The sequence below is a fragment of the Achromobacter sp. KK8 genome (assembly GCF_054188005.1).
Map to the genome: position 1 here is coordinate 2,780,483 of NZ_CM135178.1, position 26,833 is coordinate 2,807,315.

General features: G+C 67.0%; 22 protein-coding genes and 1 tRNA gene. 14 read left to right on the top strand and 9 right to left on the bottom strand.

The window, feature by feature from the left end; all coding sequences use genetic code 11:
- Nucleotides 1-20 precede the first annotated feature (20 nt).
- From ACVN9Z_RS12940 to ACVN9Z_RS12950, 3 genes are read right to left on the bottom strand one after another with little or no spacing between them, the layout of a single operon-like run.
- Nucleotides 21-962 (bottom strand): ABC transporter permease, encoded by a 942-nt coding sequence (locus tag ACVN9Z_RS12940; RefSeq protein ID WP_458213440.1) that lies wholly within the window; start codon nucleotides 960-962, stop codon nucleotides 21-23.
- A complete protein-coding gene (locus tag ACVN9Z_RS12945) occupies nucleotides 962-2,728 on the bottom strand; it encodes an ABC transporter ATP-binding protein (RefSeq protein WP_458213441.1) in 1,767 nt (588 codons plus the stop codon). The genes ACVN9Z_RS12940 and ACVN9Z_RS12945 overlap by 1 nt, the downstream gene beginning before the upstream one ends.
- On the bottom strand, nucleotides 2,722-4,515 hold the full coding sequence (locus tag ACVN9Z_RS12950; protein WP_458213442.1) for an ABC transporter ATP-binding protein: 1,794 nt from the start codon (nucleotides 4,513-4,515) through the stop codon (nucleotides 2,722-2,724). Before ACVN9Z_RS12950 ends, ACVN9Z_RS12945 begins: the two co-directional genes overlap by 7 nt.
- 133 nt (nucleotides 4,516-4,648) lie before the next feature.
- Between ACVN9Z_RS12950 and ACVN9Z_RS12955 the strand changes: the two genes are divergently transcribed.
- Entirely contained in the window at nucleotides 4,649-5,278 is a 630-nt protein-coding gene (locus ACVN9Z_RS12955) for a TetR/AcrR family transcriptional regulator (RefSeq protein WP_395500824.1), read from the top strand.
- Between the two features lie 155 nt (nucleotides 5,279-5,433).
- Here ACVN9Z_RS12955 and ACVN9Z_RS12960 read toward each other — a convergent pair.
- Nucleotides 5,434-5,524, bottom strand: a tRNA-Ser gene (locus ACVN9Z_RS12960).
- Between the two features lie 258 nt (nucleotides 5,525-5,782).
- Here ACVN9Z_RS12960 and ACVN9Z_RS12965 point away from each other — a divergent pair.
- The 3 genes from ACVN9Z_RS12965 to yaaA all read left to right on the top strand — a co-directional run bounded on the left by ACVN9Z_RS12965 (nucleotide 5,783) and on the right by yaaA (nucleotide 8,778).
- Nucleotides 5,783-7,060, top strand: a complete 1,278-nt coding sequence (locus ACVN9Z_RS12965) for a cation:proton antiporter domain-containing protein (protein ID WP_458213443.1) — start codon at nucleotides 5,783-5,785, stop codon at nucleotides 7,058-7,060.
- A 148-nt stretch (nucleotides 7,061-7,208) separates the two neighbouring features.
- Entirely contained in the window at nucleotides 7,209-7,991 is a 783-nt protein-coding gene (locus ACVN9Z_RS12970; protein WP_076467645.1) for a 3-hydroxybutyrate dehydrogenase, read from the top strand.
- 16 nt (nucleotides 7,992-8,007) lie between these two features.
- Nucleotides 8,008-8,778 carry a peroxide stress protein YaaA gene (yaaA, locus tag ACVN9Z_RS12975; protein ID WP_458213444.1) on the top strand — a complete coding sequence of 257 codons (771 nt, stop codon included), beginning with the start codon at nucleotides 8,008-8,010 and terminating at the stop codon, nucleotides 8,776-8,778.
- 76 nt (nucleotides 8,779-8,854) lie between these two features.
- On the opposite strand, the gene ACVN9Z_RS12980 is transcribed toward yaaA, so the two are convergent.
- Nucleotides 8,855-11,077 carry an FUSC family protein gene (locus ACVN9Z_RS12980; protein WP_047992511.1) on the bottom strand — a complete coding sequence of 741 codons (2,223 nt, stop codon included), beginning with the start codon at nucleotides 11,075-11,077 and terminating at the stop codon, nucleotides 8,855-8,857.
- A 494-nt stretch (nucleotides 11,078-11,571) separates the two neighbouring features.
- Between ACVN9Z_RS12980 and ACVN9Z_RS12985 the strand changes: the two genes are divergently transcribed.
- The 4 genes from ACVN9Z_RS12985 (at nucleotide 11,572) to pssA (ending at nucleotide 15,885) form a co-directional block, all read left to right on the top strand.
- Complete coding sequence (locus ACVN9Z_RS12985; RefSeq protein WP_020924857.1) at nucleotides 11,572-13,287, top strand: acetolactate synthase 3 catalytic subunit; 1,716 nt, start codon at nucleotides 11,572-11,574, stop codon at nucleotides 13,285-13,287.
- Between the two features lie 10 nt (nucleotides 13,288-13,297).
- Nucleotides 13,298-13,789: an acetolactate synthase small subunit gene (ilvN, locus tag ACVN9Z_RS12990; RefSeq protein WP_006389117.1), complete on the top strand. Its 492-nt coding sequence runs from the start codon at nucleotides 13,298-13,300 to the stop codon at nucleotides 13,787-13,789.
- A 70-nt stretch (nucleotides 13,790-13,859) separates the two neighbouring features.
- Nucleotides 13,860-14,876, top strand: a complete 1,017-nt coding sequence (gene ilvC, locus ACVN9Z_RS12995; protein ID WP_006389118.1) for a ketol-acid reductoisomerase — start codon at nucleotides 13,860-13,862, stop codon at nucleotides 14,874-14,876.
- 235 nt (nucleotides 14,877-15,111) lie between these two features.
- Nucleotides 15,112-15,885 (top strand): CDP-diacylglycerol--serine O-phosphatidyltransferase, encoded by a 774-nt coding sequence (gene pssA / locus ACVN9Z_RS13000; RefSeq protein ID WP_006389119.1) that lies wholly within the window; start codon nucleotides 15,112-15,114, stop codon nucleotides 15,883-15,885.
- Nucleotides 15,886-15,945: 60 nt separating this feature from the next.
- On the opposite strand, the gene ACVN9Z_RS13005 is transcribed toward pssA, so the two are convergent.
- Nucleotides 15,946-16,464 carry a hypothetical protein gene (locus ACVN9Z_RS13005; protein WP_020924856.1) on the bottom strand — a complete coding sequence of 173 codons (519 nt, stop codon included), beginning with the start codon at nucleotides 16,462-16,464 and terminating at the stop codon, nucleotides 15,946-15,948.
- Between the two features lie 318 nt (nucleotides 16,465-16,782).
- Here ACVN9Z_RS13005 and rpsO point away from each other — a divergent pair, with 318 nt between their 5' ends.
- From rpsO to ACVN9Z_RS13025, 4 genes are all read left to right on the top strand, one after another.
- Nucleotides 16,783-17,052 (top strand): 30S ribosomal protein S15, encoded by a 270-nt coding sequence (rpsO, locus tag ACVN9Z_RS13010; RefSeq protein ID WP_006223612.1) that lies wholly within the window; start codon nucleotides 16,783-16,785, stop codon nucleotides 17,050-17,052.
- Between the two features lie 90 nt (nucleotides 17,053-17,142).
- Nucleotides 17,143-19,299, top strand: coding sequence for a polyribonucleotide nucleotidyltransferase (gene pnp, locus ACVN9Z_RS13015; protein WP_020924855.1), 2,157 nt, complete (start codon nucleotides 17,143-17,145; stop codon nucleotides 19,297-19,299).
- 208 nt (nucleotides 19,300-19,507) lie between these two features.
- On the top strand, nucleotides 19,508-20,236 hold the full coding sequence (locus ACVN9Z_RS13020) for a hypothetical protein (RefSeq protein WP_006389122.1): 729 nt from the start codon (nucleotides 19,508-19,510) through the stop codon (nucleotides 20,234-20,236).
- A gap of 15 nt (nucleotides 20,237-20,251) precedes the next feature.
- Complete coding sequence (locus ACVN9Z_RS13025; RefSeq protein ID WP_006389123.1) at nucleotides 20,252-21,469, top strand: threonine ammonia-lyase; 1,218 nt, start codon at nucleotides 20,252-20,254, stop codon at nucleotides 21,467-21,469.
- A 1-nt stretch (nucleotide 21,470) separates the two neighbouring features.
- Here ACVN9Z_RS13025 and ACVN9Z_RS13030 read toward each other — a convergent pair whose 3' ends face one another.
- The gene (locus tag ACVN9Z_RS13030; RefSeq protein WP_230846741.1) at nucleotides 21,471-22,031 is read right to left on the bottom strand and encodes a PIN domain-containing protein; all 561 of its coding nucleotides are present in this window, start codon (nucleotides 22,029-22,031) and stop codon (nucleotides 21,471-21,473) included.
- A gap of 557 nt (nucleotides 22,032-22,588) precedes the next feature.
- Nucleotides 22,589-23,512 (bottom strand): carbon-nitrogen hydrolase family protein, encoded by a 924-nt coding sequence (locus ACVN9Z_RS13035; RefSeq protein ID WP_458213445.1) that lies wholly within the window; start codon nucleotides 23,510-23,512, stop codon nucleotides 22,589-22,591.
- 92 nt (nucleotides 23,513-23,604) lie between these two features.
- Between ACVN9Z_RS13035 and ACVN9Z_RS13040 the strand changes: the two genes are divergently transcribed.
- Nucleotides 23,605-24,546 carry a LysR substrate-binding domain-containing protein gene (locus ACVN9Z_RS13040; RefSeq protein ID WP_020924810.1) on the top strand — a complete coding sequence of 314 codons (942 nt, stop codon included), beginning with the start codon at nucleotides 23,605-23,607 and terminating at the stop codon, nucleotides 24,544-24,546.
- Here the strand turns inward: ACVN9Z_RS13040 and ACVN9Z_RS13045 are convergent.
- The gene (locus ACVN9Z_RS13045; protein ID WP_458213446.1) at nucleotides 24,487-25,473 is read right to left on the bottom strand and encodes an AraC family transcriptional regulator; all 987 of its coding nucleotides are present in this window, start codon (nucleotides 25,471-25,473) and stop codon (nucleotides 24,487-24,489) included. The two genes, ACVN9Z_RS13040 and ACVN9Z_RS13045, sit on opposite strands and share 60 nt — an antisense overlap.
- A 100-nt stretch (nucleotides 25,474-25,573) precedes the next feature.
- Here ACVN9Z_RS13045 and ACVN9Z_RS13050 point away from each other — a divergent pair, with 100 nt between their 5' ends.
- Nucleotides 25,574-26,809 (top strand): MFS transporter, encoded by a 1,236-nt coding sequence (locus tag ACVN9Z_RS13050; RefSeq protein WP_458213447.1) that lies wholly within the window; start codon nucleotides 25,574-25,576, stop codon nucleotides 26,807-26,809.
- Nucleotides 26,810-26,833: the final 24 nt, after the last annotated feature.

A 26,833-nucleotide genomic window follows, 5' to 3' on the forward strand; every position in this document is an offset into this window, starting at 1 on the left:
CCAGAACCGGGGGGCGCGCTTCACCGCAACCCCCGCAGGATCAGGACCAGGAACATGACGCCGCCCACGCCGCCGGCCGTCAGGCCAATGGGCACTTCGAACGGGTGGATGAGCAGGCGGCCGATGATGTCGCAGGCGAGCAGCAGCGATGCGCCGCCCAGCGCGACGATGGGAAGCGTGCGGCCGAGGTTCTCGCCGTAGCGCAGTGCCACCAGGTTGGGCACGACCAGTCCGACGAATGGAATCGCCCCGACGATGATGACCGTTACGGACACCGTCACCGCGACCAGCACGAGGCCCAGCGCCGCGGTAGCCGCATAGCCGAGCCCCAGGCTGGATGCCATGTCCTCGCCCATGCCGAGCACGGTGAAGCGATGCGCGTACAGATAGGCCAGGGCGACGATGGGCAGGACCAGATAGATGATCTCGTAATGGCCCTGAACGACGCGCGAGAAATCGCCCAGCAGCCAGCCCTGCATGCTTTGCAGGATGTTGTGGCGATAGGCGTAGAACTCGGCCACGGCGCTGAGCACGCTGCCGTACATCAGGCCGATGACCGGCACCAGTACCGTATTGCGCCAGCGAATGCGGCGAATGATGCCTACGTAGAGCAGGCTGGAGGCCAGGCAGAACACCAGCGCGAACAGCATGCGGCTCGTCGTGCCGGCCGCCGGCGCCAGCGTCAGCGACACCAGGATGCCGAGCTTGGCGGCATCCAGCCCACCGGAAGTGCCGGGTTCGACGAAGCGATTGCGCACGATGTGCTGCAGGATGACGCCGCAGACCGACAGGCCTACGCCGGTCAGCACCACGGCCGCCAGGCGTGGCAGGCGGCTGGCCGTCAGCGTCAGCCAGGCTTCGCCCGATCCGGCAAGCGCCTGCGACCACGTCAGCGGGCTGGAGCCGACCAGCAGGGAGACGCCGCACAGCATGGCCAGCAGGCAGCACAGGCGCGCGGGCATCAGCGTTCCCGACCGGGCGCCGCCGGCGCGATGCGCCAGCCCTTGGCGGCCTGGCGCTGGGCCAGGAAACGGGCGTAGTGCCCTGCGCTTGCGCGCAACTGCGCGGGCGTTCCCGATTCGACGATCAGGCCGTCTTCCAGTACCACGATCTGGTCGGCCATGGACACGGTGGATAGCTGGTGCGCGATCACGATGAGGGTGCGCCGGCCACGCAATCGCGCCAACGTGTCGGCGATGGCCGCCTGGTTCTCGGCGTCGAGCGCGGCAGTGGCTTCGTCCACCAGCAGGATGGGCGCATTCTTGATCAAGGCGCGCGCAATGGCGATGCGCTGCCGTTCTCCGCCGGACAACCGCGCGCCGCCTTCGCCGACCGGCGTCTCCAGCCCTTGCGGCAGGCGCTCGATGATTTCGGTCACGCCGGCCAGGCGCGCGGCTTCCATGAGGTCGGCGTCGCTCGCTTCGGGCCGGCCGAGGCGGATGTTGTCGGCAATGCTGCCGGTGAACAGATAGCTGTCCTGGAAAATCTGGCTGATCTGGCCCGCCAGTTGCGTCTGCGACATGTCGCGTACGTCGACCCCGCCGACCCGCACGCTGCCCTGGTCGGCGTCGAAGAAGCGCGCAATCAGGCGTACCAATGTGGTCTTGCCCGAGCCGGACGCGCCGATCAGTGCCGTCATGCTGCCGGGAGCGACACGCAGGTTCACGCCGCGCAGCACCTCGGTCTGGCCGGGCGCGTAGCGGAAGCAAACGTCGCGTAGTTCCACGCCGGCGTCCCGCGGCGGCCGCGGCGCTTGCGCCGCCGGCAACGGCGGGACCGCCAGCAGTTCGCGTATGGCGTCGAGCTGGCCGCGCGCGCCGCGCAGCGCTTCGCCGTAGGCGGCGACTTCCAGCAGCGGGTCGATGTAGCGGCCCACCAGCAGCAGTGAGACGACAAGCGCGACGATCTCGGCGGCGGCCAGCGGGTTTGCCAGTTGGACATTGAGCCATAGCGTCGCCGCGACCAGCAGCGCGGCGAACACCGCCTGCACGGCCCAGGCATTGAGAACCGAGGACAGGGATGACAGCAGGATCAGCCGCGTGCCGGAGCGCTGTTGCCGCGCCACGGCCTGCTCGACGAAGCGGGCGCCGGCGCCGTCGCCGTTGAAGGCGCGCAGCACCGACTGGGCCTGCGCGAACTCGACCATGCGCTGGCTGGTATCGGCGAAGTGGCGATGGAAAGCCCGGTCCGCGCGCCCCGACAACCGTCCACTCAGCGCGAGCACGCCGGCCAGCAAGGGCAGGGCCGCCAGCGCGATCAGGCCCAGTTGCCAGTGCAGCGCGAGCAGGACGGCCACGATGACCACCGGCGTCACCAGACCGCCGATCACGGGCGTGAAGACATGCGCCGGCAATTGAGCCACCGCCATCATGCCCTGGGTGATCAGGTGCCCCAACCAGGCAGTGTTGTCGGCAGTGAACCAGCCCACGGGCAAACGCGCGACGTGGTCGCCCAGTCGCTGGCGCCCGCCTTGCAGCACGCAGACGCCAACGCGCACACCGGCCTGTTCCACATAGCGCCGGCCGATCCAGCAGAGGGCGACCCCGGCCAGCAGTAACGCCAGCCAAGGCAGCGCCGCGCGCGCATCGCCCGCCAGCAGATGGCTGAGCACGGGTACCTGCGCGCTGATGGTCAGGCCGCACAGCAGGCTGTAGGCCACGGCCTGGCAGGCATAGCGGCGCAAGAGGACGGCATCCGGGCCCAGCAATTGCAGCAATGTTCTCAGCATGACGCCTCCTGCAAAGGGGCGCCCGCGTGGCCGCCCAGCCGCCACATGCGCGCATAGTGGCCCTGGCGAGCCAGCAGTTGTTGGTGCGTGCCTTGCTCGACGATCACGCCGCGGTCGAGCACCAGGATGCGATCGGCGTGCATGACGGTATCGAGGCGATGGGCGATGACCAGCACGGTGCGGCCGCGCGCGAAGCGCGACAGCGCGTCCTGGATCGCCACCTCGTTGCCGGCATCCGCGGCGGCGGTGGCTTCGTCCAGAACCAGCACCGGTGCGTCCAGCAACACTGCGCGGGCAATGCTCACGCGCTGGCGTTCGCCGCCGGACAGCTGCGCATCCTCGCCCACCACCGAGTCGTAGCCTCGCGGCAGGGCCAGGATACGTTCATGGATGTTGGCCGCGCGCGCCGCGTCCTCGACTTCGCGTCGGCTTGCCGAAGGCCGTCCCAAGGCGATGTTGTCGTGGAGACTGGCGTGGATCAGGCGCACATCTTGCAGCACGAAGCCGATATGGCGGTACAGCCGCGACGTCTCGATCTGCCGCAGGTCGACGCCGCCGAGCGTGATGCGCCCATCGGTCGGGTCGAAAAAGCGCAGCAGCAATCGCGCCAATGTCGATTTGCCCGAACCGGAGGGACCGACGATCGCCGTCACCGAGCCCGGTTCCAGGGTGAAACCGAGATTCGTCAGCGCCGGCTGTTCGGCGTCATAGGCGTAGCTGACGTTTTCGAAACGGACCTCGTGGCCCGTCGGCGGGCTGTGCCGATCGGGCGAGGGCGCCGCCAGCATCGGCGTTCGCAGCTGCGCCTGGACGCGCTGGGCGGCGCCAGCGGCATTACCCAGGTCGTGCAGCAGCGTGTGGAGCAGCAGGACTGGGGCGCAGATGCCCGGCGCCACCAGGGCGAACGGCAGCAGCTCGAGCGGCGTCATCCAGCCCAGCCCCACGACCAATGCGCCGCAGGCCAGCACCAGGCCCAGCACGGTCACCGGCGCGATCATGGCATGGGCATGCGCCATGGCCACGACCAGCGGGCGGGTGAAATCCGCGAATGCCTCGGCAAAGGCGTCAACGGCCTTGCGATACCCGTCATGTGCGCGGCCGTCTGCGCCGAATGCCTTGACCACCGGAATGCCGCTGACGAATTCGATCGTCGCGCTGTTGACCCGTCCAAGGCGGGTGACGAAGGCCTGCATGTTGGCGCCGCTGGCCCGCATGGCGCGGCGCAGGAACAGGAAGAAGCCGGGAAACGGCAACAGCGCGACGATCGCAAGGCGCCAATCCATGGCGAACAGGTAGAGCACGGAGATCAGGATCGCGCCGCCCGCGCGTCCCACCGCGGTGTAGAAGTGCGCGGTCAGGCTGTGCAGGGTGGCGATGTCGTCCTGCATGGCCTGCTTGACCTCGCCCGAGGCGCGGCTGGTGAACCACCCCAGCGGAACCCGCGCCAGCCGGTGCGTGACAGCCAGGCGCAGTTGGGCAGTGAGCCGGTTGTCGGCCAGGTGGGCGAGCAGCTCACCGGCCAAGACCAGCGTCATGCCGGCCAGCAGGCATACGGCGCTGGCGATGGCGACCCGCCAGATTTCATCCCGCGTCGACGCCGCCGCGGAGTGCTCGCCCAGGGCGAGTTGCGCGATATGCGCGATGCCCGCCAAAGGCGCGAGCGTCAGCATCGTGCCGATGGCGGCGCAGAGGGCGGCGAGGGCCAGGCGTGCGCGGATGGGTCGCAACAACAGGCTGATCGGGCCGGATTTCTGGGGCGGGGCCGCAGCCGTATCGCGCGTGCTCATGCAAAAAATAAGGCGTCTGAATAATTAGTTGCATGACTATAAACTAAATAAGAGTTACTTGCATCCAACTAAACTAAATGGACAGGCGGATCAAAGTTATTGCGGGTCCGTCGCCATTAGCGGGAATTGCCATATGAAATCGTCACCCCGGCCCGCGGCGCGCGGGCGTCCACCCTCCATCACGCGCGAACGGATCGCGGACGCGGGCATCGCCATCGGCCTGCCGAACATCACCTTCGTCGGCGTTGCCGCGGCGCTGGGGGTCAGCCACATGGCGCTCTACAAGCATGTGCCCAGCCTGGAGGCGCTCAAGCACCTGGTGGCCGAGGAGATCTTCAGCCGCTGGCGAATCCCGCTGCCCTGTGATGACGGACGCAGCGGGTTGAAGGAATACCTGCTCGCGTTCTCGGCGTCGGCCCAGCAATTGGTCAAGCAGAATCTCGGACTGACACCCTACGTGCTGCGCCGGTTGGCCGCGACGCCGCCCATGCTCGTCAAGATCGATGAGCACCAGAGCCGCATCGCGCGCATCTACGGCATTCCGAAAGAGCAGGCGCGCTGGCTGCTGGCCACGGTGGCGTTCCATTGCATCGCGGTGGCGGACACGGTGTATTCGGTGGCGGGCCGCGAACCACTGGTCGAGGCCGAACGCGCGGCGGAAGAGGCCGAGATGGAGGCGGAATTCGCGCAGGGCATGCATGCGCTGATCATGGGCGCGCTCGCCATCCTCGATGCCGGGGCGGTGCCCCAGGCGCAGGGCTGAGGCATGGGCGCCCCTGCCCGCAGGCCCGCTGGCCGGATATGGTCGGATATGGTCGACACACCCGGCCAACAAAAAACCCGCACAAGCGGGGCTTATGCGGGTCGTCTGTGTTTTTGCTTGCCTGCGAGACCGCGGTGGGGCTCACAAGCCAAAACTGGCGGAGAGGGTGGGATTCGAACCCACGGTACGGGGATACCGTACGCCTGATTTCGAGTCAGGTACATTCGACCACTCTGCCACCTCTCCGTGGCTGGGTTCCGCAACGGTGAAATTCCAGTGGCCGGCGCCGGGCTTGAGCCCATTGGCGGTTCCTGGTTTCCCACGATCAGATCCCTGGTCGGAAGAATCTGCGTTGTCGGAGCAGCGAAGCCCGCAATTCTACAGTAAAAAAAAGTTTTGTGTAAAGCCCGTCGATATCGGCGGCTACAGCGGGTTTCATCCGCTTCCCAGCTGGGCGATCCTTGCGCAGAATCGGGTTGTTCCGACCCGCCCCGTTTCGCGCCGATGAACCTGATTCTCATCCTGTTGCTGGCCGCCGTCCTGTGCGTGCCCCTGACCCAACGGCTGGGGCTGGGCGCGATCCCGGGCTATCTGGTGGCCGGCGTGCTGGTCGGGCCGTCCTGCCTGAAGCTGGTGACGGACGTGAGCGATATGGTCAACGTCTCGCAATGGGGCGTGGTGATGATGCTGTTCGTCATCGGCCTGGAGTTGGCGCCCAAGCGCCTGTGGGCCATGCGCCGCGAAGTGTTCGCGCTGGGCGCGATGCAGATGCTGGCCTGCGGCCTGCTGCTGGGCCTGGTGTTCGGCGCGGCCCTGCGGCACATGGCAGGCATGGGATGGCAGGCGGCGGTCCTGTGCGGCCTGTCGTTGGCGCTGTCGTCGACGGCGGTGGCGCTGCGGCTGCTGGAGGAGCGCGGCCTGACGCGCACGCCCATGGGCAGGTCGGCGCTGGGGGTGCTGTTGTTCCAGGACATGGCGGCAATCCCGATGCTGGTGGCGGCGGGGCTGTTGGGCGCGGGCGGCGCATCGGCGCCGTCCTTCAAGGAAGCGCTGGTCGCCGTCGCGGTGGTGGCGGTGGCCTACCGCTTGCGCCTCCTGGGCTGGGCAGCCAAGGCGCAGCTGAAGGAATTGTTCACGGCGGCGGCGCTGCTGATGGTGGTGGGCACCGCCCAGCTGTTCGACTATGCGGGCTTGTCGGCCGGCCTGGGCGGTTTCCTGGTCGGCGTGCTGATGGCCGAATCGCGCTACCGCGACGAGTTGGAAACCGCCATCGAGCCCTTCAAGGGGTTGCTGCTGGGCCTGTTCTTCGTCGCGATCGGCATGTCCGTGAACCTGAGCGTGGTCGCGGACCACTGGGCCTTCATCCTGGCGGGGGTGAGCGCGCTGCTGGTGGTCAAGGTGACCGTGCTGTATTGCTTTGCGCGCGTGCTCGGCCTGCCCCGCTACCACCGCCTGTTGTTCGCGATGGTGCTGGCGCAGGGCGGCGAATTCAGCTTCGCGATCTTCAACGAAGCCTGGGACAACCACTTGATGGACCTGGATCAGCGCGACGTGCTGGCGGTGGTGGTGGCGGTGTCGATGGGGGTGGTGCCCATCCTGATCAAGCTGCTCGAACGGGTGCCCGAACGCCTGGGCGGCATGGCGGACCTGCCCGAGCCGGACCCGGACCCGGCGACGGCCGGCGGGCGGCCGGATGCGTCGCCGCGCGTAGCGCCGCCAACCGCGTCGGATACTGTGGTGGATACAGCGACGGATACGGCGCCGGGCCGGCCGCGCGCTTGACCCCGCGCGCCGTGGGGGCATGGCATCATGGGCGCCTTGCCGGGCAGCTACACTTGACGCAGTTTTTAAGTCCGTGTTTCGTCCACGGCGCCGGCCGGCGTGTTCCGGCCGTCATCCGCCCTTCGCGCCCCGCCACAGGAGAACATCTATGCTCAAAGGAAAAGTCGCAGTCGTCACCGGTTCCACCAGCGGGATCGGCCTGGGTATCGCCACCGCGCTGGCCGCGCAGGGCGCCGACATCGTCCTGAACGGCTTCGGCGACGCCGCCGAGATCGAAAAGGTCCGCGCCGGCCTGGCGGCCCAGCATGGCGTCAAGGTGCTGTACGACGGCGCCGACCTGTCCAAGGGCGAGGCCGTGCGCGGCCTGGTCGACAACGCGGTGCGCCAGATGGGCCGCATCGACATCCTGGTCAACAACGCCGGCATCCAGCACACCGCGCTGATCGAGGATTTCCCCACCGAAAAATGGGATGCGATCCTGGCGCTGAACCTGTCGGCCGTGTTCCACGGCACCGCCGCCGCGCTGCCGCACATGAAGAAGCAGGGCTTCGGCCGCATCATCAACATCGCCTCGGCGCACGGCCTGGTGGCTTCGGCCAACAAGTCGGCCTACGTCGCCGCCAAGCACGGCGTGGTCGGCTTCACCAAGGTGACCGCGCTGGAAACCGCCGGCCAGGGCATCACCGCCAACGCCATCTGCCCGGGCTGGGTGCGCACTCCGCTGGTCGAAAAGCAGATCTCGGCGCTGGCCGAAAAGAACGGCGTCGACCAGGAAACCGCCGCGCGTGAACTGCTCGGCGAAAAGCAGCCGTCGCTGCAGTTCGTCACGCCCGAACAACTGGGCGGCACCGCCGTTTTCCTGGCCTCCGATGCCGCCGCGCAAATCACCGGCACGTCCGTCTCCGTCGATGGCGGCTGGACGGCGCGCTGATCAAAGGAATCTTCGAATGCTGTTTCTGCTTTCCCCCGCCAAGAAGCTGGACTACGACTCGCCGGTGTATGTCGAGACCCATACCCAGCCGCTGTTCGTGGACCAGGCCGCCGCCCTGATCAAGGTGCTCAAGACCAAGACCGCGGACGACATTGCCGAACTGATGAGCCTGAGCCCGGCGCTGTCCGAGCTCAATGTGCAGCGCTATGCGCATTGGAAGCGCACCTTCACGCAGGCCAATTCGCGCCAGGCCGTGCTGGCCTTCAACGGCGACGTGTACGAGGGCCTGGAGGCTTCGACCCTGTCGGCCAAGCAACTGGACTGGGCCCAGGAACACGTGGCCATCCTCAGCGGCCTGTACGGCGTGCTGCGGCCGCTGGACCTGATGCAGCCGTACCGCCTGGAAATGGGCACGCGCCTGGAAACGTCCAAGGGCAAGAACCTGTACGAATACTGGGGCAGCGGCATCGCCGACTACCTGAACGAACGCCAGGCCGGGCAGAAGGCGCCGGTCATCGTCAACCTGGCGTCCGAAGAGTATTTCAAGGCGGTCGACCTGAAGGCGCTCAAGGCGCGCGTGGTGCAGTGCGTGTTCCAGGACTGGAAGAACGGCGCCTGGAAGATCATCAGCTTCCACGCCAAGCGCGCGCGCGGCCTGATGGCGCGCTACGCCATCCTGCACAAGGTGTCCAAGCCCGAAGGCCTGCACGGCTTCGACCTGGAAGGCTACAGGTACGACGCCTCGGCCTCGACCGAGGACAGGCTGGTGTTTCGCCGCAAGCTCTGAGCGGGACGCGGGTAGCGCGGAAAACCGGCCCCGAAAGGGCCGGTTTTTTTGTTCCCGCGAAGCGCGGCGGCTCGATTCAGGCTGGCGCCGCGACCGGCGGCGCGTGCTGCGGATCGGCCAGCGCCAGCAGTTCCTGGCGGATCATGTGCGCGGCCTTGATCATCTGCTTGACGGGATAGACCAGCGCCGCCTGCTCGCCTTCGGTGTCGAACTGGGTGGGCAGGTCGGCGGGGGCCTGCGCGCGGTTCTCGTCGAGCAGGTCGACCATGCCGGCCAGCGCCCGCTGCACCGCCTCGGGCGTGGCGGGCAGGGCGGCCAGGATGGGAATGGCGGCGGTGATCTGCGAGGCCAGCACGTGGTTCTGGATCAGCAGGTTGTTCAGCTCGGGCACGCTGACCTGGTGCGACTTGGGTTCGCTCATCATGCGATAGAAGGCCTCGGCGAAATTGCTGAAGGCGATGTGCACGTTCTTGCGCGCCAGGCGCCAGGCAATGTCGGCGTCGGTGACCGCGGGCGTCGCGTCGGCGGCCGCGCCCATCGGCGCGCCGTGTGCCTGCATCGCTTCCACGTAGCGCATGCCGGCCATCAGGTATTCACGATTGGCGCGCGTGGCGGCGGCGGCCAGCGGCTTGAGGTAGCGCGCTTCCCACCAGGGCAGGATGTAGCTGCACACCAGCGCCAGCGCACAGCCGATCAGCGTATCGATGGCGCGTTCGCCGATCACCGCCATCGACACCGTGCCGGGCGAGACGAAGTGGAACACCAGCACCACGAACAGGGTGTTGAAGATGGCGCTGGCCATGTAGTTCAGCTGCACCATGCTGTTGCCCATGACGCAGGCGCCCAGCAGCACCGCGAACAGGATCTCGGGGCGGTCGGTGACGTTGAACAGCAGCAGCGCGCAGAGGCAGCCGATCAGCGTGCCCATCAGGCGCCAGCCATTGCGCTGGCGGGTCAGCGCGAAGCCCGGCTTCATGATGATGACGATGGTCAGCATGATCCAGTAGTTGTGCGCCGAGAACGCCGGCGACAGCCAGCGGCTGGCCAGCGTCATGGCGATGGCGGCCGCGGCGGTCACGCGCAGCGCATAGCGAAAGTGCGGCGAATCCAGGCGCAGGTTGCTGGTCAGCAGGCCGAAGCGGAATTCCTGGCGCGAGATGAAGCGCGTCAGCGACTTGTTGATGCGCAGCACGTCGGTGGGTTTGGCGTGAGGCGAGGCGGCGGTGTGGTCGGCCAGGCGGTCGACGATGCGGGCCGAGTTGCGCAGCCGGCGCAGCACCTGCACGATCAGCGCCAGCATCTCGGGCTCGCGCTCGCCCAGGCCCTGCTGCTTGAGTTGTTCGATCTCGTACTCGATGGCGCGCAGTTCGGCCTTGGCGCTGCTGCGGTACTGCACCTTGCGGCCGCGCGACACGTCCAGCGCGATGCGGTTCAGCTCCAGCGACATCTTCACCAGCGCGTCGCGCATGAACATCAGGCAGTCGTTGCCGGCCAGCGCGCGCCGCAGCGCGGCGTAGTCGGTGTGGGTGGCCACCAGCGTATCCAGCAGTTGCAGCATGTCGACGAACATGTTCCAGATCATCACGCGCTGGCGGTCGCCCAGGCCCTTGCCGCGGGGCAGGGCGCGCAGCACCATGTCGCGAGCGGCCTGGTGCTTTTCGGTCATGACGGACTGCCGCTGGATCAGGTTGCGGTAGGCTTCGTCCAGGTCGGCGGTTTCGTCGTAGAAGGCGGCGCGCGCGGCGACGTAGTCGGCGGTGGCGAACAGCGCCACCGACATCGCCTGCTGTTCTTCCCGCAGCCAGAACAGCCGTGAAAATCCCAGACTGAATGCCACGTAGAACAGCGCCCCGCCCAGCGTCGCGGCGGCATGCGCCAGCACCTCGTGCGGTTCCAGCGGCGAATGCATGGTCAGCGTCATCAGCAGCAGGCCGGCAAAGCCGATCAGGCCGCCGCGCTTGCCGAACACCGTGAACATGGAATAGACGAAGCACTGCGCGATGACCACCAGCCAGATCAGCACCGGGTTGGTCGAGGCCAGGCCTGTGATGATGACGGTCAGCGTGCCCAGCGCGGCGCCGCCCAGCATCTCGTTGGTGCGGTGCCGCTGCGGGCCCCCGGGCTGGTCGATGATGGCCAGGCACTGGGCGCCGAAGGTGGCGACCAGGCCGGTGGTGTAGTGGCCGAACAGCCCGCCCAGCACCAGCACCGGCAACAGCATGCCGACTCCCTGCCGCACCCCTCCGAAGAAGTAGTGGCTGTAGAGAAAGCGGCGAATGCTGGCAATGCGCAGATCCATGGACGGCGGGGCTCGAATCCGGGTGACGCGTCAAGTATAGAGAGAGCGGTCGCGTTTTAGGGGCCAGATGGTTACCAGACTTTCCCGCATGGCCGGGCGCGACTTCCGTGCAACGTCCGCGAAACCTCGATTTGCTAGCTTTGACGCAACGCGGTAAATTGCTCCACTTGCGCCGGTCTGCCTATCCGAAACCGGCGCGATGAGGCGGATGGCCAGGGTCACCTCCCAGCCATCCCGCAGCAGATACATCTGCCGTTGGCCGCGCCACAAGCGTGTGTTGCCAAGGCTTCCATTTCGACCTCCAGCGTCCCCCAGGGGCGTTTGCACTGCGTTCTGTCGAACGTGTGCCGGGTCGGCAGGGTGTCCGGGTGGCGTGGCTCCGTGAGCCGCTAAGCGCCGGATCATGTTGCCGCAGCCGGTATGGGTTCAGTTGCCGCCGTATCCGGGCGCGCAGCAGGCAGGGTTGCAGGGCCGGTTTTGAAAGGAATGACAACATGGAAATGAATGGCGCCGATATCGTCGTGCGCTGCCTGGCCGATGAAGGCGTGGAACACGTTTTCGGCTACCCTGGCGGCGCGGTGCTCTACATCTACGACGCGATTTTCAAGCAGGACAAATTCCAGCATATCCTGGTTCGTCACGAGCAAGCCGCCGTGCACGCGGCCGATGCCTATTCGCGCTCGTCGCAGAAGGTCGGCGTCTGCATCGTGACCAGCGGTCCGGGCGTGACCAATGCCGTCACCGGCATCGCCACCGCCTACATGGACTCCATCCCCATGGTCATCATCAGCGGGCAGGTGCCCACTGCGGCCATCGGCGAGGACGCTTTCCAGGAATGCGACACCGTCGGCATCACCCGTCCCTGCGTCAAGCACAACTTCCTGGTGCGTGACGTCAAGGACCTGGCCGAAACCATGCGCCGCGCGTTCTACATCGCGCGCACCGGCCGTCCCGGCCCGGTGCTGGTGGACATCCCCAAGGACATCACCGTCGCGCAGTGCAAGTACACCCCGCCCAAGGGCGAGATCTCGATGCGTTCCTATGCGCCCGTCAACAAGGGCCACCAGGGGCAGATCAAGAAAGCCGTGCAGATGCTGCTGGCCGCCGAGCGGCCGATGATCTACACCGGCGGCGGGGTCATCCTGTCGAACGCCGCGCCCGAGCTGAACAAGCTCGTCTCGCAATTGGGCGCGCCCTGCACCAGCACCCTGATGGGCCTGGGCGGCTTCCCGGCCAGCAGCGGCCAGTTCGTCGGCATGCCCGGCATGCACGGCACCTACGAGGCCAACATGGCGATGCAGCACTGCGACGTGCTGCTGGCCATTGGCGCCCGTTTCGACGACCGCGTGATCGGCAACCCCAAGCACTTCGCCCAGAACGCCCGCAAGATCATCCATATCGATATCGACCCGTCGTCGATCTCCAAGCGCGTGCGCGTGGACGTCCCGATCGTCGGCAACGTCAAGGATGTGCTGGCCGACCTGAGCGCGCAGTACGAGGCCGCCTCGGCCGAGCACAAGCCGGCTTCCATCGCCAAGTGGTGGGAGCAGGTCGAGACCTGGCGCGGCAAGGAATGCCTGAAGTTCGCCAATTCGGATGAAGTCATCAAGCCGCAGTTCGTGGTGGAAAAGCTCTGGGAAGTGACCGGCGGCGACGCCTTCGTCACCTCCGACGTGGGCCAGCACCAGATGTGGGCCGCGCAGTACTACAAGTTCGACAAGCCGCGCCGCTGGATCAATTCCGGCGGCCTGGGCACCATGGGCGTGGGCCTGCCGTACGCCATGGGCGTGCAGATGGCCAATCCGGGCCATGACATCGCCGTGATCACCGGCGAGGCCTCGATCCAGATGAACATCCAGGAACTGTCGACCTGCGCCCAGTACCGCCTGACGCCCAAGATCATCTGCCTGAACAACCGCTTCCTGGGCATGGTGCGGCAGTGGCAGCAGATCGACTACGGCTCGCGCTATTCCGAGTCGTACATGGATTCGCTGCCCGACTTCGTCAAGGTGGCCGAGGCCTACGGCCACGTGGGCCTGCGCATCGAGCGCCCGGCCGACGTCGAGCCGGCGCTGCGCGAAGCGTTCAAGAAACACAAGGAGCGCCTGGTCTTCCTGGACTTCATCACCGACCGCACCGAAAACGTGTGGCCGATGGTCAAGGCCGGCCGCGGGCTGACCGAAATGCTGCTCGGCTCTGAAGACCTGTAAGGAGGCCACCATGAAGCACGTGATTTCCGTCCTCCTCGAGAACGAGCCCGGCGCGCTGTCGCGCGTGGTCGGCCTGTTTTCGGCGCGGGGCTACAACATCGAGACCCTGACCGTGGCGCCGACCGAGGACGCCACGCTGTCGCGCATGACCATCGTCACCACCGGCTCGGATGAAGTCATCGAGCAGATCACCAAGCACCTGAACCGCCTGGTGGACGTGGTCAAGGTCGTGGACCTGACCGAAGGCGCGCACATCGAGCGCGAGCTGATGCTCGTGAAGGTGCGCGCGGTCGGCAAGGAACGCGAGGAAATGAAGCGCATGGCGGACATCTTCCGCGGGCGCATCATCGACGTCACCGACAAGTCCTACACCATCGAATTGACCGGGGTGCAGGAAAAAGTACAGGCCTTCCTGGAGGCCCTGGACCGCAGTGCCATTCTGGAAACCGTGCGCACCGGCGTGTCCGGCATCGGCCGCGGTGAACGGATCCTGAAGCTTTGACCGGCCTTCCAAGCCAAGCCGCACCCTACATCCCGAACCAACGAATATCCAAAAATATCTGGAGCACCCCATGAAAGTTTTCTACGACAAAGACTGCGACCTCTCCCTCATCAAAGGCAAGACCGTTGCCATCATCGGCTACGGCTCGCAAGGCCACGCCCATGCCCAGAACCTGAATGACTCGGGCGTGAAGGTCATCGTCGGCCTGCGCAAGGGCGGCGCCTCGTGGGACAAGGCCGCCAACGCCGGCCTGCAGGTCAAGGAAGTGGCGGAAGCCGTCAAGGCCGCCGACATCGTCATGATGCTGCTGCCCGACGAGAACATCGCCTCGGTCTACAACAAGGAAGTGCACGCCAACATCAAGGCCGGCGCCGCCCTGGCCTTCGCCCACGGCTTCAACGTCCACTACGGCCAGGTCGTGCCGCGCGAAGACATCGACGTCATCATGATCGCCCCGAAGGCCCCCGGCCACACGGTGCGCAACACCTACAAGCAGGGTGGCGGCGTGCCCCACCTGGTGGCCGTGTACCAGGACAAGTCGGGCGCCGCGCGCGACGTGGCCCTGTCGTACGCCAGCGCCAACGGCGGCGGCCGTGCCGGCATCATCGAAACCAACTTCCGTGAAGAAACCGAAACCGACCTGTTCGGCGAACAGGCCGTGCTGTGCGGCGGCACCGTCGAACTGATCAAGGCCGGTTTCGACACGCTGGTGGAAGCCGGCTACGCGCCCGAAATGGCCTACTTCGAGTGCCTGCACGAACTGAAGCTGATCGTCGACCTGATCTACGAAGGCGGCATCGCCAACATGAACTACTCGATCTCGAACAACGCCGAGTTCGGCGAGTACGAGACCGGCCCGAAGATCGTCACCGACGAAACCCGCAAGGCCATGCGCCAGTGCCTGACGGACATCCAGACCGGCGAATACGCCAAGAAGTTCATCCTGGAAAACGCCGCCGGCGCCCCGACGCTGACCTCGCGCCGCCGCATCAACGCGGAATCGCAGATCGAAGTGGTGGGCGGCAAGCTGCGCGCCATGATGCCCTGGATCGCCGCCAACAAGCTGGTGGACAAGTCCAAGAACTGATCCCGGTTTCCGCGCGGGGTTTGCGCCCCGCGCGCGCCGACGGCAAGCGGCATGCCTCGCGAGGGCATGCCGTTTTTCTTTGCGCGGAGAATGCGCGAGGCAGGCGCGTCAGCGGGGCGCGAGCGGGGCTTTTCGCGCCGGCGGGGCCGGATCGGCGCGGGCACGGCCCTTGCTGCGGCCCGTTGTGGGGCCAGATGAGTTAACCTTTCAATGTCTGTCGTAAGTAATTGAGACCATGCCCAATTTTTCCATGCGCGATTCCGAGAACCGCCACCGAAGCATCTACCTGCTGCCCAACGCATTCACCACCGCGGCGTTGTTCGCGGGGTTCTATGCCGTGGTGCAGGCCATGAACAACCGCTTCGAGGTCGCCGCCATCGCCATTTTCGTGGCCATGGTGCTGGACGGCATGGACGGCCGGGTGGCCCGCCTGACCAACACCCAGTCCGCCTTCGGCGAGCAATACGATTCGCTGTCCGACATGACCTCGTTCGGCGTGGCGCCGGCGCTGGTGATGTACGAATGGATCCTGAACGACCTGGGACGCTGGGGCTGGCTGGCGGCGTTCGTCTACGTGGCGGGAGCCGCGCTGCGCCTGGCGCGCTTCAACACCAATATCGCGGTGGTCGACAAGCGTTACTTCCAGGGGCTGCCGAGCCCGGCGGCGGCGGCATTGGTGGCCGGTTTCGTCTGGCTGGCGGTCGACAACAAGCTGCCGATCCACGACAGCGTGATGGCCTGGGTCGCGTTCACGCTGACCATGTACGCCGGCATCACCATGGTGTCGAACGCGCCGTTCTTCAGTGGCAAGAGCTTCGCCCTGGGCCGCAGCGTGCCGTTCTGGGGCATCCTGCTGGTGGTGGCGGTGTTCGTGTTCGTGTCCAGCGATCCCCCGGTGGTGCTGTTCGGCCTGTTCGTGCTGTACGGATTTTCGGGCTGGGTCATCTGGGCCTGGCGCTGGAACCGCGCCCGCCGGCTGCAGCAGGAGCGCCGCGGCCAGTCGTCCTGAGCCCGCCGCCCGGCAAAAGAAAAACCCGCCTGGATGAAGGCGGGTTTTTTCGTGGGGGAATCAACGCCACATGAAGCGGTCATCGTCGTACATCGGGTCCGGGCCGGGATGGAAGTGCGTCACCCCGTTGCCGTCGCGGCCCATGTAGACGTACATCAGCGAATTCCAGACGCTGTTTTCCTTGTAGCGGTACGACCAGATCACCTCGCGTTTTTCGCCCAGGCCGGCCTGATCGATGCGGGCCGGCGGGCCGAACTCGCAGCGCACGCGCTCGGGGCTCCATTGGCCCTGTTCCAGCACCTTGAAGTGGGCGTCGGTCAGCAGCGGCACGACCCGGTCGACGCGGCCGTCGGCGCCGACGTTGGCGCCCCACGCATACTGGCCCATGGGTTGCTGCGTCCAGATCACGCGACGGCCGCCGTTGGCCTGCGGGCATTCGAAATTGGGACGGCCGAACTGGGCCTGGACGTCGGCCAGCGGGGTGCCGGGGGCGACCTGGGCAAGATTGGCGCAGGCGGCCAGGCCGGCCAGGGCCGCGGCGGCCAAAGTGGTGCGGGCAAGTCTGTAATAATTTGACATATTATGGCTCCTGGTGCCTCCCGCGAGGGCGGCGGCGCGACGCCCGGCGGCGGGCCGGCGGTCTCACTGGGGTAATTCTAGCGAATCGGCTATAATCGTCAGGCTTTATCAAGTGTATTGATTTTGCAAGATGCTTTGCGCCGGCAACGGGGCTGGGCTGGACATGCGGCAAATGGGGCGCCAAGCCTTGTCTTGCGGCACTTCCAGGGTAGCCTTGAAGCAGCAGTGAGAACGCAATAACGCTTTTAGCCGGCCGCGATTTTTTTCCAAACCACGTCAGGGCGCCTCGGCCCTGTCGCATGTCCGAAGAGGTCATCAATGTCTGTAGCTGACATCAAGAAATCCGATATCGTTGCGCAGTTCCAACGCGCTCAAGGCGATACCGGCTCCCCCGAAGTCCAGGTGGCTCTGCTCACCGCCCGTATCAACGAACTGACCGGTCACTTCAAAGAACACATGAAGGACCATCACTCGCGCCGCGGTCTGCTGCGTATGGTCAGCCGTCGCCGCAAGCTGCTCGACTATCTCAAGGGCCGCAATCCCGATTCGTACCGCGCACTGATCGAAAAACTCGGTCTGCGCAAGTGATCGACGGGGCTGGCTCCCCATGACGCAACCGTGGTCGGTGCGACGCATGTCGCGACGGCCACGGTTTTTCATTTGTAAGGAATAATCGTCATGTTCAATAAAGTGACTAAATCGTTCCAGTACGGCCAGCACACGGTCGTCCTGGAAACCGGCGAAATCGCTCGCCAGGCCTCCGGCGCCGTTGTGGTGTCGATCGAGGACACCGTCGTCCTGGCCACTGTCGTGGCTTCCAAGAAGGCCAAGCCGGGTCAGACGTTCTTCCCGCTGACCGTCGACTACATCGAAAAGACCTACGCCGCCGGCCGCATCCCGGGTGGCTTCTTCAAGCGTGAAGGCAAGCCGTCCGAGAAGGAAACGCTGACCTCGCGCCTGATCGACCGTCCCCTGCGTCCGCTGTTCCCCGAAGACTTCTACAACGAAGTCCAGGTGGTCATCCACACGCTGTCGGTCAATCCCGAAATCGATCCGGACATCGCCGCCATGATCGGCGCGTCGGCCGCCCTGGCCATCTCCGGCATTCCCTTCAACGGCCCGATCGGCGCCGCCCGCGTGGGTTACATCGATGGCCAGTACGCCATCAACCCGACCGCGTCGCAATTGAAGTCGTCGAAGCTGGACCTGGTGGTCGCCGGCACCGAAAACGCCGTGCTGATGGTGGAATCGGAAGCCGACCAGCTGTCCGAGGAAATCATGCTGGGCGGCGTGGTCTACGGCCACGAGCAGATGCAGGCCGTCATCAACGCCATCCACGAACTGGTCAAGGACGCCGGCAAGCCCGATTGGGACTGGCAAGCGCCCGCCAAGGACGAGGCCCTGATCGCCGCCGTCACGTCGGCTGCCCAGGAAGGCCTGAACGCCGCCTACCAGATCCGCGAAAAGCAGGCCCGCACCACCAAGCTGCGTGAAGTCTACGCCGACGTGTCGGCCAAGCTGAACGCCGCCGCCGCCGAGAAGGGCGAGCCGGCGCCGGACGCCGTCACCGTCGACAACATCCTGTTCTCGCTGGAATCGGCCATCGTCCGCGGCCAGATCCTGAACGGCGAACCGCGTATCGATGGTCGCGACACCCGCACCGTGCGTCCCATCAGCGTACGCCTGGGCGTGCTGCCGCGCGCGCACGGCAGCGCCCTGTTCACCCGCGGTGAAACCCAGGCGCTGGTCGTGGCCACGCTGGGCACCAAGCAGGACGAGCAGATCATTGACGCGCTCATGGGCGAGTACCGCGACCGCTTCATGCTGCACTACAACATGCCTCCGTTCGCCACCGGCGAAACCGGCCGCATCGGCGTGCCCAAGCGCCGCGAAATCGGCCACGGCCGCCTGGCCAAGCGCGCGCTGATCCCGCTGCTGCCGGCCCCGGAAGACTTCCAGTACACCATCCGCATCGTCTCGGAAATCACCGAGTCCAACGGCTCGTCGTCGATGGCTTCGGTCTGCGGCGGCTCGCTGGCCATGATGGATGCCGGCGTGCCGGTCAAGGATCACGTGGCCGGCGTGGCCATGGGCCTGATCCTGGACGGCGGCAAGTTCGCCGTGCTGACCGACATCCTGGGTGACGAAGATCACCTGGGCGACATGGACTTCAAGGTCGCAGGCACCGAAAACGGCGTCACCGCGCTGCAGATGGACATCAAGATCCAGGGCATCACCAAGGAAATCATGCAAGTGGCGCTGGCGCAAGCCCGCGAAGGCCGCCTGCACATCCTGGGCAAGATGAAGGAAGCGCTGGACGGTTCGCGCGGCGAGCTGTCGGCTTTCGCCCCGCGCATGCTGACCATCAAGATCAACCCCGAGAAGATCCGCGACGTGATCGGCAAGGGCGGCGCCACCATCCGCGCGCTGACCGAGGAAACCGGCACCCAGATCGACATCTCCGACGACGGCACGATCGTGATCGCCAGCGTCGACGAAGCGCAGGCCAAGGAAGCCCAGCGCCGCATCGTCGAGCTGACCGCCGACGTCGAAGTGGGCCAGGTCTACGACGGCTCGGTCCTGCGCCTGCTGGACTTCGGCGCCATCGTGCAAGTGCTGCCGGGCCGCGACGGCCTGCTGCACATCTCGGAAATCGCCAACTACCGCATCGCCAACATCAACGATGTGCTGAAGGTCGGCCAGCAAGTCCGCGTCAAGGTCATCGAGGCCGACGACAAGGGCCGCCTGCGCCTGTCCATCAAGGCGATCGGCGGCATCGAGCAGCAGCAGGCCGCTGCCGAAGCCGCCCCGCAAGCGGAACCGCAAGCCGAATAAGGCCTGCCTTTCCCCTGCTCAAGAACGGCGCCGCGAGGCGCCGTTTTTCTTTGCTTTGGTGGCAGGCGGATTCATCTTCTTTCGTCTTCGAATCTCCCGCATCTCCCATCTTCGCGCGCCTTACGGTAAAGTCTTGCGCGTGACACGAGCGCCGGCGCGGCGCAAGCCGGCAGGGCGCCAGACAGAGGGGGATACGGATGGATCGAGCATGACGCGATGGCGAGGACCCGCCACGGCGGCGGCCATGCTGCTGGGAGCGTTGTTGGCCGGATGCATGTCCGCGCCCGGGCCGGGCCAGGGTTCGCCCAAGGGCGAAGGCATGTCGGCCGACCAACTGGTCCAGACCGACTTCAACCGCACCGTCACCCTGGAGGTGCGCGACAACCTGGCCAGCCTCTACAGCCTGCTGGACAAGCTCTACCGACGCAACCCGCGCGAATGGCGCAAGACCGGCGCGCCCGACCACGCGACCGCGGTGTCGCGGGTCAAGCATGCAATCGAGGTGCGGATCCCGCCGGCCGACCTGGCCGGCCTGCACGACATCCAGATCCTGGCGGTGTCGCTCGATCCCAACTACAGCGGCGACCGCGTCGGGGCCTTCATTTACGGCCTGGCCGACACCATCATCGCCGCCCACAACGGCAAGACCCGCCTGTACGCCACCGACGCGCTCGACGGGCAGCGGGTCTACAATGCCGCACGGAACGTCGAGGCGGCGGCCTGGCTGCTGGCGTCGCGCCGCAACAACCAGGGCGAGCCGCTGCTGCTGGCCAACGAGATGTCGGCGCAGGCCACCAACCTCAGTTTCGAACGCGAGTTCGGCGCCATCATCGGCCGGCTGGACCTGATCGCCAATCTGCTGGGCGAGAATTCGCGGCGCATCGGCATCAACTATGCGCAAGGCCTTTTGCTGTTCAATTTCCTGCCGGTGCGCTAACAGGATTTTTCCACCGTGATCGATATCGCTTCCATCCAGACCGCCCGCGAGAACCTGCGTGGCCAGGTGCTCAAGACCCCGTTCACCCTGTCGCGCACGCTGTCCGACATCTTCGGCGCCGAGATCTGGCTGAAATTCGAGAACCTGCAGTTCACCGCCAGCTTCAAGGAGCGCGGCGCGCTCAACCGCATGCTGACGCTGTCGGAAGACGAGCGCCGCGCGGGCGTGATCGCGGTGTCGGCCGGCAACCATGCCCAGGGCGTGGCCTACCATGCGCAGCGCATGGGCGTGCCGGCCGTGATCGTGATGCCGCGCTTCACGCCGACCGTGAAGGTCGCCAACACGCGCCGCTTCGGCGCCGAAGTGGTGCTGGCCGGCGATACCTTCGACGACGCCAAGGCGCATGGCTACGAGCTGGCCAAACAGCGCGGGCTGATCATGATCCACCCCTACGACGACGAGGCCGTGATCGCGGGGCAGGGCACGGTGGCGCTGGAAATGCTGGAAGACCAGCCGCAGCTGGACATGTTGGTGATCGCCATCGGCGGCGGCGGCCTGATCTCGGGCATCGCCACGGCAGCCAAGGCGCTCAAGCCCGGCATCGAGATCATCGGGGTGCAGACCGAGCGCTTTCCCGCCATGTATGCCGCCGTCAAGGGCGTGTCGATGCCGCAGGGGCAGTACACCATCGCCGAAGGCATCGCGGTGAAATCACCGGGCGGGCTGACGCAGCCCATCGTCAGCCGGCTGGTCGACGACATCGAACTGGTCAGCGAGGCCGACATCGAGCACGCCATCGTGGTGCTGCTGGAAATCGAGAAGACCGTGGTCGAAGGCGCCGGCGCGGCCGGCCTGGCGGCGCTGCTGCGCGCGCAGGAGGCGGGCAGCGAGCGCTTCAAGGGCAAGCGCATCGGCCTGGTGCTGACCGGCGGCAACATCGACCCCTTGATGCTGGGCGAGCTGATCGAGCGCGGCATGGTGCGCGCCGGCCGCCTGGCCCGTATCCGCGTCGATCTGCGCGACCTGCCGGGCGCGCTGGCCCACGCGACCAAGCTGATCGCCGATGCCCAGGCCAACATCACCGAGGTGCATCACCAGCGCGCGTTCACCTCATTGCCGGTGCGCAATGTGGAAGTGGATTTCGTGCTGCAGACGCGCGGGCCGGAGCACATCCAGGAAGTGATCGACATCCTGAACGCGGCCGGTTTCGCGGCCAGCAACCACGACCATTGAGTCAGGGGCGGCCCAGCTCCGGATCCCGGCCCACCTGGTTCTTCAGCCGGTACAGCCGCTCGCGGTGCAAGGTCGCGGCCAGCGGCTCGGGCTCGCGCCCCAGCGCCACGTAGTCGGCCGGGATCTGCGCGATGGCGTCGCGCATGCGCCCGGCGCCGTCCTGCCACCATTGCGCCAGCATGCGGTCGGGGTTGTACACGTCCAGGCCCTGGCGGCGCAGTTCCGAGCGGTTGAAATCCTTCAGGTTCCAGGTCAGCACCTGCACCACCGGCGTTTGCGGCAGGCCGCAGCGGGCGCGGCGCGCCAGGCCGGCGGCGATGACGTGGAAATCCTTGGGGTCGCTGTAGCGCAGCGCCGCCTCGTAGACCTGGGTGTCGTGCTCGATGGCCTGCGGGAAGCGGGCGTTCATCTCGGCCCAGAACTCGGCCATCACCTCGGGCGGAATGTCCCAGATGCGGCAGGCGTTGCGGCGCCATTCCTCGCCGATGCGCTCGGTCCAGACCGGCTGGAACACGCCGGCGTCGGCCAGGCGCAGCAGCAGGCGGCGCAGGATGCCGGACATGAGGACACAGGCGTCCAGGACGATGAAGGGCGGGGCGGCGGGTGTGGCGGTCAAGATCGGGCGGTCCGGGCGCGCAGGCAAGGCAGGCGCGGCGGCGCCTGGCATAGGGGTGGTGCCCGAGACCGGAATCGAACCGGTACGGCCTTGCGGCCGAGGGATTTTCGTACCACTTCGACTTTCGCCGCCGGCGCGTCAAGCGCCGTTCGTGGTCTGGAGCACGCCTTCACCATAGCCTTGCGGCCTTAGGTGCCCGCCGTCTGCTCTCTACACCTTCCCGGTTCTTTCGAAGCGGGCTTGGCTCGGCGTTGGCTCGGACCGGGTCCAGGGCATTCGCCGAGTTTGACGGGCTACACCTCTGGAGTTTCCTCCGGAGGGCTCAAATGAATTCAAGTCCCTTGTGTCTACCAATTTCACCACTCGGGCATCGCCGACCCCGCGGGCGGGGCGGCAACGGGATACCGGGTGAGCCGCGCGGGCGCGGCATGGGTATCCAGCGGCCGTGACTATACCACTGGAGCCGCGGGCTTCCCGCCCTGGCGGACGCCGGCCGGGTGAAGTCAGGCGGTGAAACGCACGCTCTGGCGCACGCGTTCATCCACGTCCAGGGTGAAAACGTCGGGACGCGCGTAATGGCCGACCACGTCGAAGTCGTAGCGCGCGCGCACCAGGTCCTCGATGTCGATGGTTGCGGTCAGCAGGCCGGTCTGGCCGTGCAGCGGGCCGGCCAGGACCTCGCCGAGCGGGCCGACGATGAGCGAGCCGCCATTGATGAGCGGGCGTTGCGGATCCCAGCCCGGCACGTCCAGGCCCAGTTCGGCGGGCGACGGCTGCACCTGGCACGCGCTGATGACGAAGCAGCGGCCCTCGTGGGCGATGTGACGCATCGAGCATTGCCAGATGTCGCGTTCGTCGACGGTGGGCGCGCACCAGATCTGCACGCCCTTGGCGTACATGGCGGTGCGCAGCAGCGGCATGTGGTTTTCCCAGCAGATGGCGCCGCCGACGCGGCCCACGGCGGTTTCCACCACGGGCAGGGTGGAGCCGTCGCCCTGGCCCCAGATCAGGCGTTCGGTGCCGGTGGGCATGAGCTTGCGGTGCCTGGCGGCCAGGCCGGCGGCCGGATCGAAGTACAGCGCGGTGCAGTACAGCGTGCTGCCGGCGCGTTCGATGACGCCGATCACCAGGCTGGCGCCGGTGCGTTGCGACAGCGCGGCCAGCGCGTCGGTCTCGGGGCCGGGCACGTCGATGGCGTTCTGGTAATAGCGGGCATAGGCCTGGCGGCCTTCGGGCAAGCGGTAGCCGAGGCGCGTGCCGAATATCTCGCCCTTGGGATAGCCGCCGAGCAGGGCTTCGGGCATGACCACGAGCGCGGCGCCCGAGGCGGTGATCTCGGCCTCGAAGGCCAGGATCCGTTCCAGGGTGGCTTCCTTGCCCTCGGGCGAGGCGCCGATCTGCAGCGCGGCAACGGTCTGGGTGGTCATGCGGGTTCCTTGGCTGGGGCTGACGGGGTGTTGGGAGTTGCCAGTGTCGGCGCCAGCCTAAAATCGATCAATCCCATTTGACGATAAATGATATGAGCCAGATCGATATCGAGTCGACCGACCTGAACCTGCTCAAGGTGTTCGAGGCGATCTACGACGAAGGCGGCGCGGGCCGCGCGGCGCTGCGGCTGGGGGTGACGCAGTCGGCCGTCAGCGCGTCGCTGGCGCGGCTGCGCACGCTGTATGCGGATCCGCTGTTCGTGCGCACCGGGCGCGGCCTTTCGCCCAGCCTGCGGGCCCGCGAGCTGCGGCCGATCATCGGCGAGGCGCTGGACAAGTGCCGGCAAAGCCTGTCGCTGGCCCGGCCTGGGCCGGCCGGTTTTGCCGGGCGTTCGGTCACGCTGGGGCTGTCGGACGACTTCGAAATCGCGCTGGGGCGCGAGGCCATCGCGGCGCTGGCCGAGGCTGCGCCGGGACTACGTCTGATCTTTCGCCAGACCCACAGCCGCCTGGCCGCCGACATGCTGATGGCGCGCGACGTCGACCTGGTGATCGCGTCCGGTGGACTGACCGCGCCCGCATTGCAGCGCGTGACCGTGGGGCAGGGCGACTATGCCTGCCTGGTTGATCCGGCCAGCCTGGCGCCGGGCCAGGATGCGTTGTCCGTGGAGGATTTCACCGGGCGTGCGCACGTGCTGGTGTCGTCGGGCGGATTCATCGGCGTGGTTGACGAGGTGCTGCACGCGCAGGGATTGACGCGACGGGTGCTGGCCGCGACCACGCACTTTGCGGCGCTGGCGTTCCTGCTGCGTGGCGGCGACGCGCTGGCGACCCTGCCGACCCACGCGGCGCGCGGCCTGGCGGCGGTCTCGGGGCTGCGGCTGCTGCCGTGCCCGGTCGCCATGCCGGGCTACGCCATCGAGATGGGCTGGCGCGCCGATGCCTTGCGCGATGAGGCCGTGGCGGTGGCACGCCTATCCCTGCTGGGCCTGCTGCAGGGCTACGGTTGGGCCGCGGCGCCTGGCGCCCGGTGATTGACCGGTGACGCGTTTATAGGCGCGGCTGAAGGCGGCTTGGGAGGTATAGCCGAGGCGCTCGGCCACGGTGTCGATCGGCAAGCGCTCGTGGGATAGCCATTGGCTGGCCAGGCGCATGCGCAATTCGGTGGCGTAGCGTAGCGGCGGCGTGCCGATGGTGGCCTGGAAGCGTTGCGCGAAGACCGATCGCGAGACATTGCATTGCGCCGCCAGTTCTTCCACGGTCCAATCGTGGCCGGGCTGGCGATGCAGGGCCAGGATGGCGCGCGCCAGCCGCGGGTCGCGCAGGGCGGCCACCAGGCCGGCGGCATCATCGCAACCGCTTTCGATCCAGCCGCGCACGATCATGGCGGCCACCACTTCCGCCAGGCGCGCCAGGATGCCGGCAAAGCCGATGCGTCCGGCGCAGATTTCGCGCTTCATGGCGTCCAGCAGCGCCAGCGCGCCTGGGTAGCGTTCGCTGGCGGCGTCCACCCGCATCAGGCCAGGCATCAAGGGGCCGAGGCCCCGCATGCCGCCCAGGTCGAACGCCATGCAGCCATAGAAGAGCACGGCGCTGGGCGTGTCGTGCGTGCTGGGGCAGGTGTCGACGCCGCTGACCTGCTCGCCCAGCGGCGCCGCGGCCACCTCGTCGATATCGCGCACCGGGGCGCGCGGGTCGGATAGCAAGTGATGGGCGTCGCCCTGGGGAATGAGCACGGCGTTGCCCGCGGACAGCGGATGCAGCGCGCCGTCGGCGCTGCGCAGCACCGCGTTGCCAACCGCCAGGTAGTGGAAGTAGGCGTGGCCGGGGCGGGCGCGGAAACCCAGGCCGACCGGCGCGCCGACCTGGATGCGGCGGTATTGCACGCCGCGCAGGCGCATGCCGGTCAGCAGTTCACTGATCAGGTCGGACGAAAGCGCAAAGGCATCCGTGGCATTCATTCAGGTGTTTGGATCAAAAATCAAAGATTCTTCATCATAGATCATCCTGGATGCCATCCCTAGACTGGCCGCTGTGATGTTTTCCTGAGGATGTTCTGCGATGAGTCATGGTGTCTGTGAAGCGGTCTGCGATGGCCGCATGTCGCGCGCGGCGGATGCGCCGCCCGCCTGGACGGCGGTGTTTTCACTGGCGATGGGGGTGTTCGGCTTGCTGACCGCTGAGTACCTGCCGGCCAGCCTGCTGACGCCGATGGCGCTCGACCTGGGTGTCTCCGAGGCGCTGGCCGGGCAGGCGGTGACGGTGACGGCGGTGGTGGCGTTGTTTGCCGGACTGCTGGTGCCGGGCCTGACGCGCGCGCTCGACCGGCGCGTGGTGCTGCTGGCCTTCAGCACCCTGATGGTGGCCTCCAATCTGCTGGTGGCGCTGTCTTCCAGCCTGGCGGTGCTGCTGGCGATGCGTATTTTGCTCGGCGTTGCGCTGGGCGGTTTCTGGAGCATGGCGGCGGCGGTGGCCATGCGCCTGGTGCCGCCCGCCTTGCTGCCGCGCGCGTTGTCGATCATCTTCAGTGGCATTGCCGTGGGGACCGTGGTGGCGGTGCCGCTCGGCAGCTATCTGGGCGGCAGGTATGGCTGGCGCAGCGCCTTCGTCGCCGCCGCCGCGGTCGGCGTGGCGACGCTGGCGTTCCAGTGGCTCACGCTGCCGCGGCTGGCGCCGGGCCGGACCGCGCGGCTGCGCACGGTGCTGGAGGTATTGCTGCGTCCCGGCATCGCCGTCGGCATGCTGGGATGCGTGCTGGTGCACACCGGCCACTTCGCGTTGTTCACCTACATCCGGCCGTTCCTTGAAACCACGACAGGCGTCGGCGCCGACGGACTGGCCTTGATGCTGTTGGGTTTTGGCGTGGCGAATTTCGCCGGCACCCTGCTGGCGGGCTGGTTGCTGGGGCACAGCGCCCGCGCCACGCTGGTGCTGATGCCCGCGCTGGTGGGGGCGGCGGCCCTGGCGCTGGCCTTGCTGCCGGCGTCCGTGACGGGACAGGCGCTGCTGGTGGCGCTATGGGGAATGGCGTTCGGCGGGGTGCCGGTGGCGTGGTCGAACTGGGTGGCCAGCGCGGTGCCCGACCAAGCCGAAAGCGCGGGCGGCATGGTGGTGGCGTCGGTGCAGTCGTCGATCGCGGCGGGCGCGGCGGCCGGTGGCGCGATGTTCAGCGCCAACGGCATTGTCGGCGTGTTCGTGGCGGCCGGCATCCTGATGCTGCTGGCGGCGCTGCTGATCGCATTGCGGGTGCGCATCCACGCGCCCGGACGCGGCTCCGGTCCGGCAGTGCATCTTTGAGACCTGCGCCGCCTTAGGCCGGCG